Raw genomic sequence first — 17,798 nt, 5'->3', positions numbered from 1 at the left:
CGGGGCGCACTGCCGCGCCCCGGCTTTACCCTTACCAGTAAGGCTGCCAGATGCCGGTCAGCCGGGTCAGCGCCTCTATATAGAAGTAGTCCCCCCAGCTGCAACACTCATCCACCCCTTTATTATCCGCCAGATGGTAGACCGAATGCTTCAGCAGCCCGGTGCCCGCCTCGTGCGGCGCGGCCAGGTAATCCCGCGTCAGGGACTCCATAATATGCAGCGCGGCGGCTTCATAACGCCCGCGATCAAGGCCGGCGGCGGGCAGGGCGGCGGAGAGTTCCAGCAGCCCGCATACCGCAATCGCCGCGGCGGAGCTGTCCCGCAGGGCACCGGTGCCGAGCAGCGCCAGGTCCCAATGGCAGACGCCATCCTTCGGCAGGCGCAGCAGGAAGTAGTCCGCCAGCCGCTGCGCCAGCCGCACCATGTCTGCGTCACCGGTATAGCGCCAGCTCAGCATAAAACCGAGGATGCCCCACGCCTGCCCGCGCGCCCAGCAGGAATCATCGGCGTAACCCTGGTGGGTATTGCCGAAACGCGGCTCGCCGGTCACCGTGTCCATATAAAAGGTATGGTAGGTCGAGCTGTCCGGCCGCACCAGATAGCGCGCCGCCTGGTTTACATGGGTGCGGGCGGCGTCGGCGAAGCGGGCATCGCCGGTCTGCGCGCTCGCCCAGTAGAGCAGCGGCAGGTTCAGGTTACAGTCGATGATCATCCGCCCGCGCTGTGCCGGATCGTTGAGATCCCCCCACGCCTGAATGATCCCGGCCTGCGGGTTAAACCGTTCCAGCAGCGCCTCGGCGGCCAGCAGGGCGATGCCGCGTGCGGCACGGTCGCCGGTCAGCTGCCAGGCAGAGACGCAGGAGAGGGTATAAAGGAAGCCGAGATCGTGGGTCGCAGTGTCGATCCGCTGCGCGATCCGCCGGCCAAAACTGACCACATGCCGCTCAGCCAGCGCGCGGTAAGCGGCATTGCCGCTGTGCTGCCAGGCGAGCCAGAGCTGCCCGCTCCAGAAGGCGGGTGTCCATTCCACGTTGTCACGCGGCTGATAATGGCCGTCGGTGCAGGTCTCCGACGGAAAACGGTCGCCGAAGGCGGCCATCCCGGCATCAATGCGGGTCAGCACCGTGGCCCAGGCCTGCTCCAGCCGGGCAGCCAGCGCGGCGCGGTCCGGCTGGGGACGGGCAACAAAAGGGGGGTGGCTCATGGCGTACTCCTTGTCAGTGAAGAATCAGTCAGGGTTTCAGGCGAGTGAGATCCACCGCCGGCACGGGCGGCGTCGCGGTGCGGGCAGCGCGGCAGGCGGAGAGCGTAAAGGCGGAGATCAGGGTAAACAGCAGCGCCACCGATCCCATCAGCAGGTAGGTGCGGTCAAAGCCGATACGGTCATAGAGGTAACCGGCCGGGGGCGCGACCACCACCGACCCGACATAAATCATCGCCTGGTAGCCGAGCAGGTACATGGTGGCGTTGACCCGTTTCGGGAAGTGCTCCGCGATGTACTTGAACACCGAGATCAGCAGCAGTGAAATCTCCAGCCCGTAAAACGGCTTGATGAGTGAAATCATCAGCGGGTCGTGCACCAGCCCAGAGGCGATCAGCCGCAGCCCCACCACCACGCCGGTGAGCAGCATCCCTTTCTTGGCCCCAAAGTGGTTCACCAGCCACGGCAGCGCCATCATCATCAGGAACTCCAGCCCCGACTGGGCGGTGCTCAGGTAGCCGTACATCGCGTTTCCTTGCTGCTGCGTCTCAAAGAAAGAGACGAAATAGCGCGGGAATTGCTGTTCCGCGATAAACATCATCCAGGCCACGCCCGCTACGTAGAGGCTGAACATCCAGAATTTGCGGTTTTTCAGCAGCAGAACCACATCCGCAAACACGATCTTCTCGTCGGAGATCACCGAATTGTTCTTCAGCTCCTGCTCGCCGATCTTCAGGCTGAGCAGCACCGCCAGCATGATGAGCGAGGTGGCGCTGCTCAGGCAGAAATTCAGCAGCGGGGAGATATTGAACAGCACGCCGGAGAGCGCGGCGGCCATGGCCCAGCCGAGTGACCCCCACATGCGGATCTGGCCGAACTCCAGCCCATAGAGGCGGCTGAAGCGGTCAGCGTAGGATTCAGAGGCGGCGACCCCGGCGTACCAGCCAAGGCTGAGGTAGAGCGCCCCCAGCATGATGCCCGCCATCGGGTGCGACAGCAGCAGCGGCTGGTAAACCCCGGCGAAGAACGGCGCCATCAGCGCGGAGATCAGGATCACCACATACAGCAGGCGTTTGCTCATGCCGATCTTGTCCATGATGTAGCCGTAGACCGGCTTCATCACCACGGCGAACACCCCGTTCACGGCGAACACCGTGCCGATGGTGACGCTGTCCAGCCCCACTTTCTGGCTGAGCCACAGCGCATAGAGGCCAAAGCTGGCGGACCAGGTAAAGAAGTAGAGGAAAATGAAACTGCTCATCTTGTAGTAAGCCGTTTTTGCCGCGGCCGGGACGGAGCCGGTTAACGGTGTTTCCATGGTGGTTCTCCTGCGTAGGGTCAGGGGGGCCTGGCGGCGACAGGCCGCCGTCAGGCGAAAACAGCGAACGCGATCAGAGGCGGATCCGCTGCGTGTGGCCGTCAAACAGCAGCGTCAGCGTGCCCTCTGCGAGCGTCCATTGCGGCACTTCGGCGTCCGCGATGGCGGCCTGCGGCGAGGCGGCTACCCAACAGCCCAGCCAGTGTTCACCGGGCGGCAACAGGGCCTTCAGCACCGGGATTGCCGCCGTATCGGCAAACATCAGGTTGCTGTTGGGCGGCGTGCGCACCCAGTCCGCCTGCCGGGGTACGGTGGCGTACAGGCACTGGATCACGCTGGTGCCGTTGCGCGCGATGGCGTCACAGCGGCGGCCCTGTGCGCCGGTGCGGATCGCGGTCTGCGCGTCAGACACCACCGCGAAGCCGCCCTCGGCGCTGGTCAGCGTGCGCGCGGTGGCGATCCGGTGCAGCCGCACATGGCCTTCGCCGGCCGGGATCAGCCAGGTCGCCACCTCCACGTCGTGCCACGGCAGCCAGCGGCTGAAAATCAGGTCGTCGCGCGTTTCCACCTCCCGGCAGTCGCGCCGCCCGCGCCAGTACTCATCCTGTTCCGCCAGCAGCAGCATCGAATCCCCGGCGGCGTGCGGCAGCCCGTAGCGGCCGCGCTCCACGCAGAAGCCAAAACGGTTGGAGTAAGCAAACTTGGTGTATTTCGGGCCGCTGTTGACGAAGTTATTCAGCTCCAGTTGCCCGGCGGTCAGCAGGAACAGGTGGTCATCCTGCGCATCCCGCACAATCAGTTGCCCGGCGTGCGGCAGGGCGCGTTGCCGGTCGAGGCGCGGCAGCGGCAATGCCTCTGCCTGCCAGAAGTCGCCTTCTTCCGGCAGCGCCAGCACCAGAAAGAGCTTCAGCGCCCAGTAGGGGGAGCCGGGCGCGTTGTAATCCTCGGCCATGATCAGGTTCGGGTAGTGGTAGCCCACGCTCAGCACGCCGTCGCGATCGAAAATCGGCTGTTGCAGCCAGTGGCGCAGGTGGCGCAGCACCAGCCCCTTCACCACGCCGGGCGAAAACAGCGGCAGGCCGGAGAAGGCCACCGCGCTCCAGAAAGCCGCCTCGGCAAAGCGGTAGGTCAGGCTGCGGCCAAACGGAATGGCGGAACCGTCGGCGGCAAACTGGTAGATGAAATCCTGCCCAAACGCCATGGCACGCTCACGCAAACAGCGGGCGCGCGCCGGGTCTTCCTCCGCCATCAGGGTGGCGTAGAGCAGGCCATAAAAGTGGAACCCCATCGAGATGTAGTAATCGCGCGGGCGGCCCGGCCCGTCGGAATACCAGCCGTCGCCGAGGTAGTAGTGCTCCATGCAGGCGAAATGGCGCTCAACCGCCGCGCGGTCGAACGGCAGCCCGGCGCGGTGGAACCCCACCTGCACCAGAATCGGGAAATAGTGCCAGTTGTTATCCGGGATTTCCGCCGCCGCGCTCTGGTTCAGCCAGGTAAACATCGCCTGCTGCTGCGCCTCACTGAACCATTGCCGCCAGCGCTGCGGCAGCAGCGCCAGCCCGATGCCGAACACCGCCATCTCCACGCAGCGCTGGTCATACGCCTGCACGTCTCCCCAGTAGTGGGGGTGTGAGGGATCGGTGCCGTGGGCGATCGCCTCAATAAAAAAGGGCAACGGGTCACTGTGCCCGTCGCCTGCCAGCAGCGGGAACAGCCCCCACAGCATCCGCGCCAGCGCCTCCATTTCCGCTATTTTGGGGCCGTAATGGGCGGTGAAATGGCCGAGCGGAATGCCGCTCTCCCCGGCTCGGCAATAGGGCGCGACTGCCCCGAGCAAGCTATTCAGCGCCGCCTGCATCTGTGGCCGGGTAGTGAGATCGCCAACAGCGGGCGAAACAGGGGAAGGGGTATATTCAGGGTGCATCGGGGCCTCCTGATCCGGCGGATCGGGTTAACGGGAATAATCGGAATAGTCGGGAATAAAAGGTCAGAAAATAGGCTAACCTTGTAAGCACTTTATTTTTTTTACGGCTGAACGGCTGGGCGGATAATACAGGCAGGGAAAAGCCGCCAATTGTTAGGCAGCTCACAAAATGCGCGCGTATTTTAAATGTCAGTTGATTATCTGGCCGTAACCCGGCTTAAATTATAAAAAAATGCTAAAAAATTTAATTTTGTTGTCTTCGCCATACAGGGAAAAAAATGTCCTCAACAATAATAAAACCCGAGTCAGGAGCCTGTTTATGGCGGATAACGATTTTCTGGAACGTATTGCACTGAATGAGCGATTTATCTCCTTTAACCGGATGAGCACCACCAGCGCCAATTATTACCACTGGCACCAGTGCCTTGAAATCCTGTTTGTGATGCGCGGGTACGGCATCGTGATTGTCGATAACCAGCAATACACCCTGCGCCCCGGCCGGATGTTCATTTTCCCGCCGTTCAAATTACATAAGGTTTATGTGGAGCAGGGGCCGTCAAACCCCTATGAGCGCACCACGCTCCATATTGAAAACGTGGTGCTGGACACCGCCCTGCAACCCTTCCCGAAACGCCGGGCGATTTTCCGCCAGCTCTGCGACACCCAAAGCCTGGCGCGCATCTACGACCTGAGCGAACACAGCGATCACCTGGATTTCCTGCTGGAGAATTTCAACACCCTCTGCCGCCACGGCACGCACCAGCTGGAAGACATCACGGTGCTGGTGCTGCAACTGATGGCCTTTATGCCGGAGCAGGGGGTGCACCACCATAACTTCCCGCACACCACTGCCACCAAAGTCATGAACTGGATCGAAGAGAACTACGACTGCAAATTCTCGCTGGAGCGGCTGGCGCAGGCGGTGGGGCTGTCACGCAGCTACACCTCGCGGGTGTTCAGCCAGGAGACCGGCGGCTCGATCCAGGAATACCTGGTGACCCGGCGCGTCAAGTGCGCCTGTGAACTGCTGCGCGGCACCGATCTCACCATTGAGCAGATTGGGCAGAAAAGCGGCTTTGCCGATACGCCTTACTTTATTACCAGCTTCAAAAAACTGATCGGCCAGACGCCGCTGCAATACCGCAAAACCAGCTGCCACCCTGACCCGGGCTGATGCAGCATACAGGCCCTGTCAGCGCGCAGACCACGCCGGCAGGCCATGGCCGAGCGGCCCGGCGGGCGAGTGCCAGAGCATCGCGGTGCCGTCGAGGGTGAGCGGCGCACGCAGCCGGAAGGCCCCGCCCCAGGCCGTCAGCTCCAGCGTGTCGCGGCAATCGTGGCGCGTGGCGGGCGGCAGGGTTTCGCCGGCTAAAAAGGCCGGGTAGCGGTGGGCGGCCAACTCTTGTGCCGTTCGCGCCAGCGACAGCCGCACACTGCACCCGCGCCCGTGCCGCAGCCTTTCTGCCAGCCCATGCAGCACCGCCGCCGCCATCAGGCAGCCGGTGGCGTGGTCGAGCGCCTGCACCGGCAGCGGCCGTGGGGCAGGTGCCTGCAGGCTCTCCATACCGCTGGCGGCAATGCCGCAACTCATCTGCACCAGGCTGTCAAAGCCGCGCCGTTCGCGCCACGGGCCGTGCCAGCCGTAAGCATTCAGGCAGACATCCACCAGCCCCGGGCTGAGCGCCTGCCGCTGTGTCTCGCCATAGCCCAGCTTCTCCAGTGCCCCGGCGCGGTAGCCATGCACCAGCACATCCGCCCCGGCCAGCAACTGCTCAAAGGTGGTGCGATCCTGCGGGTTATGCAGGTCGAGGCGTGCACAGCGTTTCCCGGCGGTCACCTCCGGCTCCATGGACGGCTCCTCCCAGCCGGGCGGATCGATGCGCAGCACCTCCGCGCCCAACCCGGCCAGCACACGCGTGGCGGCCGGCCCGGCGATGATGCGCGTCAAATCCAGTACCCGGATGCCCTTCAGCGGCCGCGCACGCGGCAGTGACCAGTGCGGCCGGGCGGCCTCCGCCGCCTGCGGCTGCCACAAAAAAAGCGGGCTTTGCGCCACCGCCTGCCCCTGCGGGTGTTGTTGCCACTCAGCCTCCGTCATCATCTGGGCGGCACAGCCCCCGGCCGCGACAATCTCCGCTTCCAGTTCCGCCTTGCGGCAGGCGGCCACCCGGGGGGCCAGCGCCGCACGGTCTGCCGCCGCGCCCAGCAGCGCCTCCACCACCCGGCGATGGTGCGGGGCGTTGGTATGCAGCCGGATCCAGCCGTCTGCGGTGGGGTAGTCACCGGCCAGTGCGTCCCAGGCGGCGGGCAGCGCCCAGCCGTGCGGCAGCAGCGTGGTGCCGAACCAGAGCGAGGCGAGCCGCCGGTCAATGTGTACCGGGGCCGGCGTGCCGTGGCGTTCCGCCAGCAGCGCCGACAGCGCCCGGCCCATCACGCCAAACGCCGCCTGCGCCAGTTCACTCACCGGAAACAGCGACGGGTAGCGCCCCTCGCCGGTGAAATGGACCGGGGCAGCCGCCCCCTGCGGGGCGAGTTGGTGCCACAGTGTCTCCAGCAAGGTGGACGTCAGATTCTCAGGCATAGCGTTCTCCGGAAAAGGTTTCTTCAAGTATATACACCCTGCCGGATTACAGTGGCTTAGCCTGCACCGCCTCGCCGCTCAGCACGAACTGGCCGCCGCCGAGGTGGTGGATAGAATGCAGCGCGCGGTTTTCCAGGGTGAAGTGCCAGCGCCCGCTGTTGAAAACCCGCGTATCCGCGGCGGCTGACAGCACTTCGCCAAAACAGGTGTCGTACTTCTCCTGCGCCCCGGCTTCTGGCAGCAGGCGGCACTCCAGCCAGGCCGCACAGCCGGCCTCGATCAGCGGCACGCCGGTCTGCGCCCCGGCCTGCGCCGCAATCCGGAAACGGGAGAACTTCTCCTCCTCGCGCCCTGACACGCTGCCGACGGCGTAGGCGGTGTCTATAAATGCGGCGGTAGGCACGCAGATGCCGAACACGCCGCTCTCCTCAATCAGCGTGCGGCTCAGGGTGCTTTTGTCCACCACAATCGCGATGCGTGCCGGGGTGAATTCCACCGGCGTGGACCAGGCGGCCGTCATCACGTTGCGCTGCCCGCCGTCACGGCTGCGGCTGGTGATCAGGATAGTCGGGCCGTGGTTCAGCAAGCGGCTGGCGTGTTCCGGCAGTACGGGTTGAAAAAAGGACATAGTGATTCCCGGTCAGTGAAAAGAAGCCTTACTGTAAAACATCTGCCGCCGTCAGTGGCAAGGTAAGCGTGCGAAGTCAGTGGCCGTTATCATTGCAGGTAGTTACAACATACTTTTTATTGCTACCGCATGCCCGTGGCAGCCGCGGGGTAACGCGTGTGGCAGCGGCATAACAGCGCGTGAAACAGGGATAACCGGCGGCGGGGGCGGGGAAAATTTGCTGCATTTTCAACCACACCCATGCCGTGAGGGATACAGAAAGTTCTTAAACGCCCCCCGGCGCCGAACTTTTCCGCAACTGCCCGGCAACATATTGCGGCGCGCCCGCAGCCCGCATACACTGCGGCGTGGCGTGCGTTTCCCGCTGCCCCAGGCGGGGCGTAACGGGCTGTGATTGTTGGGTATTGCCGTATTCACGCCATGAATTTTTCGTCGCCCTTGATGTCGTAAATTTTCGAGCCCCGGCGTGGCCCTTTTTGCCGCACCCCGTTGTTGCGGCCAGGACGCCCGGACTGACACTTTGCCCAGCACAGGAACTTCCTCAGGCATGGAAAGAAGAGCATTTCTTAAAGCGTCACTGGCGTTCGCCGCCTACTGCGGTACCCCGGTGATGTCGTCACTATTCAGCCGTTCTGCGGCAGCCGCCGACGTGGCCGACGGCGACGTTACCCCGTTCGACTTCTCCACCCTGCAAACCATGGCCCGCGAACTGGCCGCCACCCCGTACGGCGGCGCACCGGCTGCCTTGCCGCCGACGCTGGCCGGGCTGACCCCGCAGGCGTACAACAAAATCCAGTATGACCACGACCACTCACTGTGGAACGGCAACGGCGCAGGCCGCCAGCTGGATGTGGAGCTGTTCCATGTCGGCATGGGCTTTAAACGCCGGGTGCGTGTCTATTCGGTGGATGCCGCCAAAAAGCAGGCGCGTGAGATCCACTTCCGCCCGGAACTGTTTAACTACAACGACGCCGGCGTTGACACCAAACAGCTGGAAGGGCGGGACAACCTCGGCTTTGCCGGGTTCAAGGTCAACAAAGCCCCGGAGCTGACGCGGCGTGACGTGGTCTCGTTCCTCGGCGCGAGCTATTTCCGTGCGGTGGATGACACCTACCAGTACGGGCTTTCTGCCCGTGGCCTGGCGATTGATACCTTCACCGACCAGCCCGAAGAGTTCCCGGACTTCACCGCCTTCTGGTTTGACACGCCGAAGCCGGAAGACACCACCTTCACGGTCTATGCGCTGCTCGACAGCCCCAGCGCCACCGGGGCGTACCGCTTTATCATCCGTTGTGAGAAAGAGCGGGTGGTGATGGAGATTGAAAAGCACCTCCACGCGCGCAAAGACATCAAACAGCTCGGCATCGCGCCGATGACTACCATGTTCAGCTGCGGCACCAACGAGCGCCGGATGTGTGACACCATCCACCCGCAGATCCATGACTCCGACCGCCTGGCGATGTGGCGCGGTAACGGCGAATGGATCTGCCGCCCGCTCAACAATCCGCAGCGCCTGCAATTCAACGCCTATGCAGACGACAGCCCGCAGGGCTTCGGGTTACTGCAAACCAACCATGACTTTGATGATTACCAGGACGTGATCGGCTGGTACAACAAGCGGCCGAGCCTGTGGGTCGAGCCGATCGGCAAGTGGGGCAAAGGGGCCATCAACCTGATGGAGATCCCGACCACCGGGGAGACGCTGGACAACATTGTCTGCTTCTGGCAGCCGGAGCAGCCGCTGCGTGCCGGTCAGTCGCACAGCTACGCTTACCGTCTCTACTGGGCGTCTGAGGCACCGGTGAAAAGCCCACTGGCGAACATCAAAGCGACCCGCAGCGGCATGGGTGCCTTCCCGGAAGGGTGGGCACCGGGGGAAAATTACCCCACGGTCTGGGCGCGCCGCTTCGCGGTGGACTTCGTCAACGGTGAGCTGAAAGCCTACGCCGACAAGGGCATCGAGCCGGTGATCAACGTCTCGTCCGGCCGGGTGAACAATATTGAGATTTTGTATGTCGATCCGATCAACGGCTACCGCATCCTGTTTGACTGGTTCCCGGACAGCGACAAAGCCGACCCGGTGGAGATGCGCATGTTCCTGCGCTCCCATGAGACCACGCTGAGCGAAACCTGGCTCTACCAATATTTCCCGCCGCCGGCCGATAAACGCAAATATATTGACGACCGTCAGATGCGTTAATTTCCCGCCTTGTCCTGCGACCCAAAAGCCCGCTATTGCGGGCTTTTTATTGCCTGCGCATTAACCCGGTTTGCGCCGCCAATGCCTATTTCCCCGCGTCGCTGAAATCCGTAACCTCTTATTTTCGTTATCATGCCGTTGCAGCGAGGTTTGCGATTTCCTTTGCAAATCATGCGGTTTCTGCTACCACGCGGCGGCAGGGCGGCGCATGATGCTCTACGCTTTATCAGGTGCCGGAAATATCAGCAGCCTACGGCCAGGTTTGTGTGAATTTAATGTTAAGCATTAACACTAAATTCACATATATCGTGTATGCCTCTGGCAGGCTATTCCGGTAACGACGGTAATCTTCCCGGCCTGATGTATCCGGGCCGGCTAATGACGCTATTAAGAGGTGAAAACCATGAGTAAATTTGTCTTCTCATCACCACGGAAATATGTTCAGGGCAGCGGCATAATTGATGAGCTGGGGCGTTACCTGCCTGCGCTCGGCAATAATGCGCTGCTGATTGCCGATGATATCGTCTGGGGCATTATCGGCGAGCGGGTGGAAGCGGCGCTGCGTGAGGCGGACCTCCGTTACCAGTTTGAACGCTTTAATGGCGAAGCCTCCAGCAATGAAATTTCCCGGCTGGCGGGTGCGGCAAAACAGGGCGGCACCACGGTGGTGGTCGGGCTGGGCGGCGGGAAGACCCTGGACACCGCCAAAGCGGTGGCGGACGAGCTGCACCAGCCGGTAGCGATTGTGCCGACCGTGGCCTCCACGGATGCGCCGTGCAGCGCCTTGTCCGTGATCTACACCGATGAAGGGGTATTTGACAGCTACCGCTTCTATGACAAAAACCCGGATCTGGTGCTGGTGGATACCGCCGTTTGTGCGCAGGCCCCGGCGCGCCTGTTTGCCTCCGGCATCGCGGACGGGCTGGCGACTTACGTTGAGGCGCAGGCGGTGAAGCGCTCCCACAGCAAATCGATGGTAGACGGCGACCCGACCATCGCCGGGATGGCGATTGCCGAAGCCTGTGAGAAAACGCTGCTGACCTACGGTTACAGCGCCTACAAGGCGGTGGAGCAGAAACTGGTGACCCCGGCCGTTGAGGCGGTGGTGGAAGCCAACACACTGCTCTCCGGGCTGGGCTTTGAGAATGCTGGGCTGGCCGGGGCGCACGCCATCCATAACGGCTTCACCGCGATCCAGGGGGACATTCACCACCTGACGCACGGGGAGAAAGTGGCCTACGGCACCCTGACCCAGATGGTACTGGAGCAGCGCCCGGATGAGGAGATCGCGCGTTATGTGCGTTTCTACCGCGCCATTAAGATGCCGACCACGCTGGCAGAAATGCACCTGGAGAACGAGACCTTTGAGAATCTGGTCAAGGTCGGGGCGTTGGCCGGCAGCGACGGCGACACACTGAAAAACCTCAACCCGCACCTCTCCGCCGAAGATGTGGCCCACGCGATTCTGGCGGTGGACACCTTCAGTAAAACGGTGAAGTAAGCCGTTTCCCGGCCGGGCGGCACTCTGCCGCCCGGCCTCATGCATTACTGATATCGTGCATCAGGAGCCGGCATGTTTTCCCATCTTTATCTCGGTGTGAATGACTTCACGCGTGCTTTTCAGTTCTATAACCGGCTGTTACCGGTACTCGGTCTGCAACTGAAATTTTGTGATGAGCAGGCGCAGTGCGCGGCGTGGCAGCAGGCGGGGGTCGCGCGGCCGTTGCTGGTGGTAAGCCGCCCACACAATGGTGAACCGGCCTCACCCGGTAACGGGCAGATGACGGCACTCCTGGCCAACAGCCGGGCGCAGGTGGATGAGGTCTATGCCCTGGCGTTAGCCCAGGGCGCGCAGGATGAAGGCGAGCCGGGGTTACGGCCGCATTATCACCCGGACTACTACGGTGCCTATTTCCGCTGCCCGGAGGGCAACAAACTCTGCGTCTGTTGCCACACGCCGGAATAGGGACAATCGCATAGGGACGAGCGGACAGCAACGATCACTGCAACAGGCGCGGCACCACCAGCGGCAGCAGTGAGAAGAGGTAGAGCAGTAAACCGATAGATGCCCCCACAAGGGTGCCGTTGATACGGATAAATTGCAGGTCTTTCCCGATGTTCAGCTCAATCTGGTGTGACATCTCCGCCTCATCCCAGCTTTTCACCGTATCGCTGATGTGCTGGGTCAGGAAGGCGGCGAAGTCAGGGGCCATGCGCCCGGCGGCCTGTTCAAGCTGGCGGTTCAGCGTGCCGCGCAGGGTGGCATCCTGGGCCAGCGTCTCGCCCAGCCAGCGCCCGGCATCACGCATTTTTTGCTGGAGCAGCGAATCGGGTTTGTCCAGATCGTTACGCATCCACTCCCGCAGGTCGCCCCACAGCGCTTTAACGTAGGTGTTCAGCGTTTCGTCATGTTTCAGGTAACTTTTGATCTCTTCGGCTTTCAGCGCCATCGACGGGTCGTGTTTCAGCCGCTCAATGAAACTTTCCACCGCCATATCAAAGCGCACCCGCAGCGCGTGGCCGCGATCCGCGCTGATTTCATCCAGAATGGTGCCCACCGCATCGGCAATCATGTCAGCGCCATGTTCGCCCAGCCAGCTGGTGGGCAGGATTTTTTCTTTGATCGGGTGTTCGCGTTTCACCCAACGCACAATCTGGCGTGACAGGGTGGCCCGGGTGGTGGGCTGTTGCAGCGTGCGGATCAGTTGGGTCACGGCGCTGTCGAGCAATTCCTGATGCCGCCCCTCTTTGGTCATGCTTTCCAGCAGGGTGGAGACAGAGGCCGTCAGGTCGATTTTGTCGATCAGGGTAAACAGCGCTTTTTTCAGGAAGCGCTGGATGCGCACGTCGTCGGTCATTTCAAACAGGCCGCGCAGCACCCGCACCAGGTAACGCGCCATCCGTTCGGTATTGGCCGGGTTATTCAGCCAGTCGGCAAGCATAGTGGCCGGGTCATATTTACGGATCAGCCCGACCAGCGAGTTGGCATCCAGGAATTTTTCCTGCACAAACAGCGCCAGGTTATCGGCAATTTTGTTTTTATTGCGCGGGATGACCGCGGTATGGGCACCAATCAACGGCAACGGCACCCGGCGGAACAGGGCCACCACCGCGAACCAGTCCGCCAGTGCGCCCACCATCGCGGCTTCTGACACGGCCTTGATGCCGTCAACCCAGAGATTGCGCGGCAGGAACAGGGTAATGAGGAAGACGGCCGCCGCCGCCAGCAACAGCAGCAGGGCATTGCGCTTACTGCGTTTGAGTTCTTTTTCTTTATCCATAAGAACAGTTTAGGATCATTTTTTACCGGAGGGCAAAATTTTCCCGGCGCATAAAAAAGAGCGGGGCCAAAAATGGCCCCGCGAATATCCGGTCAGCGTTGGCGGCGACGCCACCCCCACAGCAGGAGCAGCAGCACGATCACCCCACCGGCGGCCATGCCGTAGCGCGCCACCGCCAGCAGCGGCGACGGCGTGCCCCCGGCACGCAACTGGGCGACCCGTTCCGGCGTCACCTGCATCTGCGGGTTGCCGAACTGCGTCAGCAGATAATTGCTGAGGGTGGTGACCTGCGTATCGGAGAGCAGCGGTGCGAAGGCCGGCATGTTAACCGCCTGTGCCGCCGGTTCACGCTGCACGCCGCGCAGGATCGCCATCACCAGGTTATCGCTGTTGTTGCGCCCCAGCGCGGTGTTATGCAGCAGAGGCGGCAGCCCGCCATCCGGCGTGCCGCGGCCATCCGGCCGGTGGCAACTGGCGCAGTAGGCGTCATACAGTTGCGGGCCGCTCAGGGCATCCGGGTTGGCCGGGCGCGCCTCACCGCGTAGCGCATCAACGCCGGTTGCCGCCTCGCCCCACTGGTGCGCGGCGCGCGTGTCCTGTGCGTCATGCACCGGCGGGGTCTGTTTCAGCCAGACGGCAATGGCATGCAGATCCGCATCGCTGAGGTGGCTCAGGCTGTGGTCAATCGCTTCTGCCATTGGCCCGGCCGCCTGTGCCTTGCCGGGGGCAACGCCGGTTTTCAGGTAGTGGGCCAGTTCATCCACCTGCCACGCGCCGATGCCGCTTTGCGCGTCGGAGGTGATGTTGGGCGCAAACCAAGTGCCGAGCGAACTGCCCCCCAGGTTGCTGCCTTTCTCTTCCGCCATCAGCGCATTACGCGGCGTATGGCAGGTGGAGCAGTGGGTCAGTGTCTCCGCCAGATAGGCACCCCGGTTCACCTCCGCGTTGGCAGCGGCAGCCGGTTTGTAGGGGTGTTTGTCCAGGAACAGCAGGTTCCAGGCGGCCATCGACAGCCGGATGTTGAACGGGAAGGGCAGCGCGGTGCGCGGTGCATCCTGATCCACCGGTGCGACGCCCTGCATAAAGTAGGCGTAGAGCGCGTGCATATCCTCGTCACTGATCCCGGCATAGGCGGTATAGGGCATCGCCGGGTAGAGGTGGGCACCGTCAGCACGCACGCCGCCGCGCACCGCGCGCTCAAACTGCGCGTAGCTGTAATCACCGATGCCGTGGCTTTTCGACGGCGTAATGTTGCTGGAGAAAATAGTGCCGAGCGGGGTCGCGATCGCCAGCCCACCGGCAAAGGGCTTGCCGCCCGCCGCCGAGTGGCAGGCCACACAGTCACCGGCCGTCGCCACATATTCGCCCTGTTTGATCAGCGCCTCTGCCGGGGTGTCGGCTGCTGCCGCACCGGCCGCCAGCAGGCCGCCTAGCAACAGCGCCAGACGCGTCAGCCGCCGCACCGGGGCGCGGGAAATAAATCGGGTCATCCATGCCTCCTTACAGGGCGGTCTTCGCGAGGTGGTCAGCGGTGCGTAACGCCAGCGCCACCGCAGTCAGTGTGGAGTTCACGGTTGCCGAGGTCGGCATCACGCCGGTGCTGGCGATGAACAGGTTTTCGTGGTCGTGGCTACGGCCGAAGCTGTCCACCACCGAGTCATGCGGATCGTGTCCCATGCTCAGGGTGCCGGTGATGTGCTGGTTGTTGCTGTAGACGCCGGGTTTGCTGAAGCGCAGGCCGGTGCCGCCCATGATCCTGGCGATGCGGGTGTACTCTTCCAGGGAACGTTGCATACCGCGCTCAATGTAGTCATCCAGTTGGTAGATCGCCGCCGGGGTCGGGATGCCGAGCGCATCTTTGCGGTCGCTGAGGATGATGCGGTTGTTATAGTCCGGCAACTGCTCCATCACGTTTTTCAGGCTCACCTGATGCGCGGCGCGGTAGTTGATCTGGCGGTCCAGGTCGATGCCGTACACCCCTTCCGAGATCAGGCTCTCCGTCACCGACTGCACCGCCGAGGCGTTCGAGATGTCGATGCGGAACGGCGCATGCTCGCGGCGGAAGTCCCCGTCACGCAGGCTGTTGATCGACGCCGGGCTCATCGGCCCGCGCCCCGGCCACAGCGGCTCATCGGTGTAGAAGGTCAGGGAGTTGCTGGGGTGGTCCATCAGGTGGCGGCCGACGGTGCCGGAGCTGTTGGCCAGCCCGTTGGGGTATGTGTCACTGGCGGAGAGCAGCAGCAGTTTCGGGCTTTCGATGCCGTTGGCGGCCAGCACGAAGTTTTTTGCCGTGACGCGGGTGCTGCGTTTGTCCGGATCGTAGTAGTGGGCTGCCACGATGCGCCCTTTGTCATCATGTTCCAGCCGGTAGACCACCGCATTGGCGATAAGCGTCGCCCCGGCCTCTTCGGCGGCGTTCGCCGCGATGCCGCCGTGGTATTGGGCATCAATCGGGCAGATCGGCATGCAGTTGTTATTGCCGCAGCAGGCCGGGCGGCCATCGTAGTTGCGGCTGTTGCGCGCGGTGGTGTTGACGATCACCTCGTAACCTTCCGGTGCCAGCCGCTCGCGGAAGCGCTGTTGCAGGTAGGATTCCGCCACCGGCGGCATCGGGAAGGGTTTGGATCGCGGCGATCCGTTATTGGGTGCGCCGGAGACACCCATTTTCACTTCGGCCTCATAATAGAACGGCTCGAGGTCTTCATAGGCGATCGGCCAGTCGCGGCCGACGCCGTAACGGGTTTTGATGTCGAAGTCATTGGGCATCAGGCGCCAGGCCTGCGCGGCCCAGTGCCAGCTGGTGCCGCCGACCATACGGATATACTCCGCCGGGTAGGGGTGCGGCCCGGCCTGCACCAGGTAGCCGTTATCGTCCGGTTTGTAGACCGGGTGCGGCGACCAGGGTGAGAACGGATAGGGGGACATGAAATCTTTTTTGCGCGGTGAATTACGGAAGTTGGCGGTAATGGTGCCGCGATCGACCCGGGGGCCGGATTCGAGGATGATGACCGAGATGCCTTGTTTTGCCAGCCGGTGCGCCACCAGCGAGCCACAGATGCCGGACCCGATGACCACGACGTCCGCAGAGAGTTTATCAGCCATAGGTTGCCTTATTGGGGTTTTGTCGCCCAGGTGCCGTAGGCGCCGTAGGCATAGCTCGGAGGGGTGAGGTGGTCACGCACGGCCTGGTTCATCAGGGCGTTTTCATAGGCCAGGCAGACGGCTTGTTTGCCGGTGCCGACCACGCCGAGATACCAGGCGGTGAGGATGGCGGCCGGGAGGGGGGCCAGTGCCGGTTGTTGTTGCAGCAGCGCCGGATGGAGGGTATCCGCGCCAGGGGAGTTGGCATCAACGAACTGCGCCAGCGCCCGCACCTGTTGGGTGAAGTCTGGGTAGAGGGTCAGCATATGCTGATAGAGGCGTTCGGCCATGGATGCATCCAGTGACGGGTGGCCCGTCAGCAGGTGTGACAAGCGGATAAAATCGGCTTTTGCCTGCATCAAAACGGGGGAGGGCGCCGCCAGGGCATTGCCGGTCAGCAGGGAGCTGGCCAGCGGCACCGACAGCGCCGCCAGCGCCCCGCCAATGAACATCCGCCGCGATACCTGGCGGGTCGGAACAACGTCCTTCATGTTTCTAAACCTTCTCTGGTGAAGTGAAAAGCGCCTCAGGCACAGGGTCTTTTCAAGCCGGGTGCGCAGCGGGCACGACAGGCGCTGCATCCCAACCTATTGGTATAATAACTCTGCGCAGTCTACCGCTTAGAAACCGGTTTAGTCATACAAAAAACGGCGAAATCTTTACAATATTGAAACAAATTGTGTGACTAAATTCACAATAAAATTAAGAGTCACAACAATCATTTTCATATTGGTATGACAGGTTTATGGCTTTACATGCGGAGAAAGCCTGATAAAAGCAGGGAAAACGCAGGCTTTATGGCGGGAACAGCGGCGAACGGCAAAAAGCAGCCATCAGGGAAAGGGGTAAAAACAGTCAGAGAAAGGTGTAAACATCATTGCCGAGTGGAGCGGAAGAGTAAGTGTCAATGTACCTTCAGCAAAGAGAAACTCCCTCTACTTTTTCCTTACATACCCAAGGAGTTGCAGTCTGGTGGGGGCGTAAAAATCATTGCCGAATGGAGCCGCAGGGCCGGGCGAGCGGGCAGAATAGCCCAAAACCTCCTCTACTTTTTCCTTACATACTTAAGAATTTGTAGACTGGTGGGGGCGTAAAAATCATTGCCGAGCGGAGCCGCAGGGCCGGGTGAGCACATCACATGTGCGAAAATCCGCCCCTACCTTTTCCTTACATACTTAAGAATTTGCAGTCTGGTGGGGGCGTAAAAATCATTGCCGAGTGGAGCCGCAGGGCCGGGCGAGCACACAAGGATGTGTGCGAGAGGTACAGCCACGCTGGGAGCGTGTCTGTACCGGCCCGGAAGGCCCGAAGGCGAAATGAGGGCACCCGCTACGCGGGCAATGATTCAGCCAGGGCACCGAAAGTGCGCGGGTGCAGGGCGAGCGCACTGGCGCGCCCTGCTCGGTTGAGGCTCAGCAATCAGGGTAGACAACGGCACATAAACAACCGAAACATTCCCCCAATCACCCCAATCACCCCAATCACCCCAATCACCCTAATCACCCCAATCACCCCACTCACCCC

The 17,798-nt window shown here is 62.2% G+C and carries 13 protein-coding genes; 4 read left to right on the top strand and 9 right to left on the bottom strand.

Features of this window, described 5'->3' with window-relative positions; all coding sequences use genetic code 11:
- Positions 1–31 precede the first annotated feature (31 nt).
- The 3 genes from CYR55_RS04905 to CYR55_RS04895 all read right to left on the bottom strand — a co-directional run bounded on the left by CYR55_RS04905 (position 32) and on the right by CYR55_RS04895 (position 4,443).
- Complete coding sequence (locus CYR55_RS04905) at positions 32–1,204, bottom strand: glycoside hydrolase family 88 protein (RefSeq protein ID WP_101815045.1); 1,173 nt, start codon at positions 1,202–1,204, stop codon at positions 32–34.
- A gap of 28 nt (positions 1,205–1,232) precedes the next feature.
- Entirely contained in the window at positions 1,233–2,519 is a 1,287-nt protein-coding gene (locus CYR55_RS04900) for an oligosaccharide MFS transporter (protein WP_101815044.1), read from the bottom strand.
- A 73-nt stretch (positions 2,520–2,592) separates the two neighbouring features.
- Positions 2,593–4,443: a DUF2264 domain-containing protein gene (locus CYR55_RS04895; RefSeq protein ID WP_101815043.1), complete on the bottom strand. Its 1,851-nt coding sequence runs from the start codon at positions 4,441–4,443 to the stop codon at positions 2,593–2,595.
- A 319-nt stretch (positions 4,444–4,762) separates the two neighbouring features.
- On the opposite strand from CYR55_RS04895, the gene CYR55_RS04890 reads away from it, so the two are divergent.
- A complete protein-coding gene (locus CYR55_RS04890; RefSeq protein WP_101815042.1) occupies positions 4,763–5,617 on the top strand; it encodes an AraC family transcriptional regulator in 855 nt (284 codons plus the stop codon).
- Positions 5,618–5,635: 18 nt separating this feature from the next.
- Here CYR55_RS04890 and CYR55_RS04885 read toward each other — a convergent pair whose 3' ends face one another.
- Entirely contained in the window at positions 5,636–7,024 is a 1,389-nt protein-coding gene (locus tag CYR55_RS04885) for a CoA transferase (RefSeq protein WP_101815041.1), read from the bottom strand.
- A 46-nt stretch (positions 7,025–7,070) separates the two neighbouring features.
- Positions 7,071–7,652, bottom strand: coding sequence for a flavin reductase family protein (locus tag CYR55_RS04880; RefSeq protein WP_101815040.1), 582 nt, complete (start codon positions 7,650–7,652; stop codon positions 7,071–7,073).
- Between the two features lie 547 nt (positions 7,653–8,199).
- Between CYR55_RS04880 and CYR55_RS04875 the strand changes: the two genes are divergently transcribed.
- The 3 genes from CYR55_RS04875 (at position 8,200) to CYR55_RS04865 (ending at position 11,818) form a co-directional block, all read left to right on the top strand.
- Positions 8,200–9,852, top strand: coding sequence for a glucan biosynthesis protein D (locus CYR55_RS04875; RefSeq protein ID WP_101815039.1), 1,653 nt, complete (start codon positions 8,200–8,202; stop codon positions 9,850–9,852).
- A 403-nt stretch (positions 9,853–10,255) separates the two neighbouring features.
- Positions 10,256–11,353: a glycerol dehydrogenase gene (locus tag CYR55_RS04870; protein ID WP_101815038.1), complete on the top strand. Its 1,098-nt coding sequence runs from the start codon at positions 10,256–10,258 to the stop codon at positions 11,351–11,353.
- A gap of 72 nt (positions 11,354–11,425) precedes the next feature.
- Positions 11,426–11,818: a VOC family protein gene (locus CYR55_RS04865; RefSeq protein ID WP_101815037.1), complete on the top strand. Its 393-nt coding sequence runs from the start codon at positions 11,426–11,428 to the stop codon at positions 11,816–11,818.
- 34 nt (positions 11,819–11,852) lie between these two features.
- Here CYR55_RS04865 and CYR55_RS04860 read toward each other — a convergent pair whose 3' ends face one another.
- The 4 genes from CYR55_RS04860 to CYR55_RS04845 all read right to left on the bottom strand — a co-directional run bounded on the left by CYR55_RS04860 (position 11,853) and on the right by CYR55_RS04845 (position 16,765).
- Positions 11,853–13,133: a DUF445 domain-containing protein gene (locus CYR55_RS04860; protein ID WP_101815036.1), complete on the bottom strand. Its 1,281-nt coding sequence runs from the start codon at positions 13,131–13,133 to the stop codon at positions 11,853–11,855.
- A 92-nt stretch (positions 13,134–13,225) separates the two neighbouring features.
- The gene (locus CYR55_RS04855; protein WP_101815035.1) at positions 13,226–14,623 is read right to left on the bottom strand and encodes a c-type cytochrome; all 1,398 of its coding nucleotides are present in this window, start codon (positions 14,621–14,623) and stop codon (positions 13,226–13,228) included.
- Positions 14,624–14,633: 10 nt separating this feature from the next.
- The gene (locus CYR55_RS04850; protein WP_101815034.1) at positions 14,634–16,235 is read right to left on the bottom strand and encodes a GMC family oxidoreductase; all 1,602 of its coding nucleotides are present in this window, start codon (positions 16,233–16,235) and stop codon (positions 14,634–14,636) included.
- Positions 16,236–16,243: 8 nt separating this feature from the next.
- On the bottom strand, positions 16,244–16,765 hold the full coding sequence (locus tag CYR55_RS04845) for a sugar dehydrogenase complex small subunit (protein WP_101815033.1): 522 nt from the start codon (positions 16,763–16,765) through the stop codon (positions 16,244–16,246).
- Positions 16,766–17,798 lie beyond the last annotated feature (1,033 nt).

The sequence above is a fragment of the Chimaeribacter californicus genome (genome assembly GCF_002858675.1).
Classification (GTDB): Bacteria; Pseudomonadota; Gammaproteobacteria; order Enterobacterales; family Enterobacteriaceae; genus Chimaeribacter; species Chimaeribacter californicus.
The sequence above is the reverse complement of the archived record's forward strand: the minus strand, read 5'-3'. Positions and strand labels throughout refer to the sequence as shown.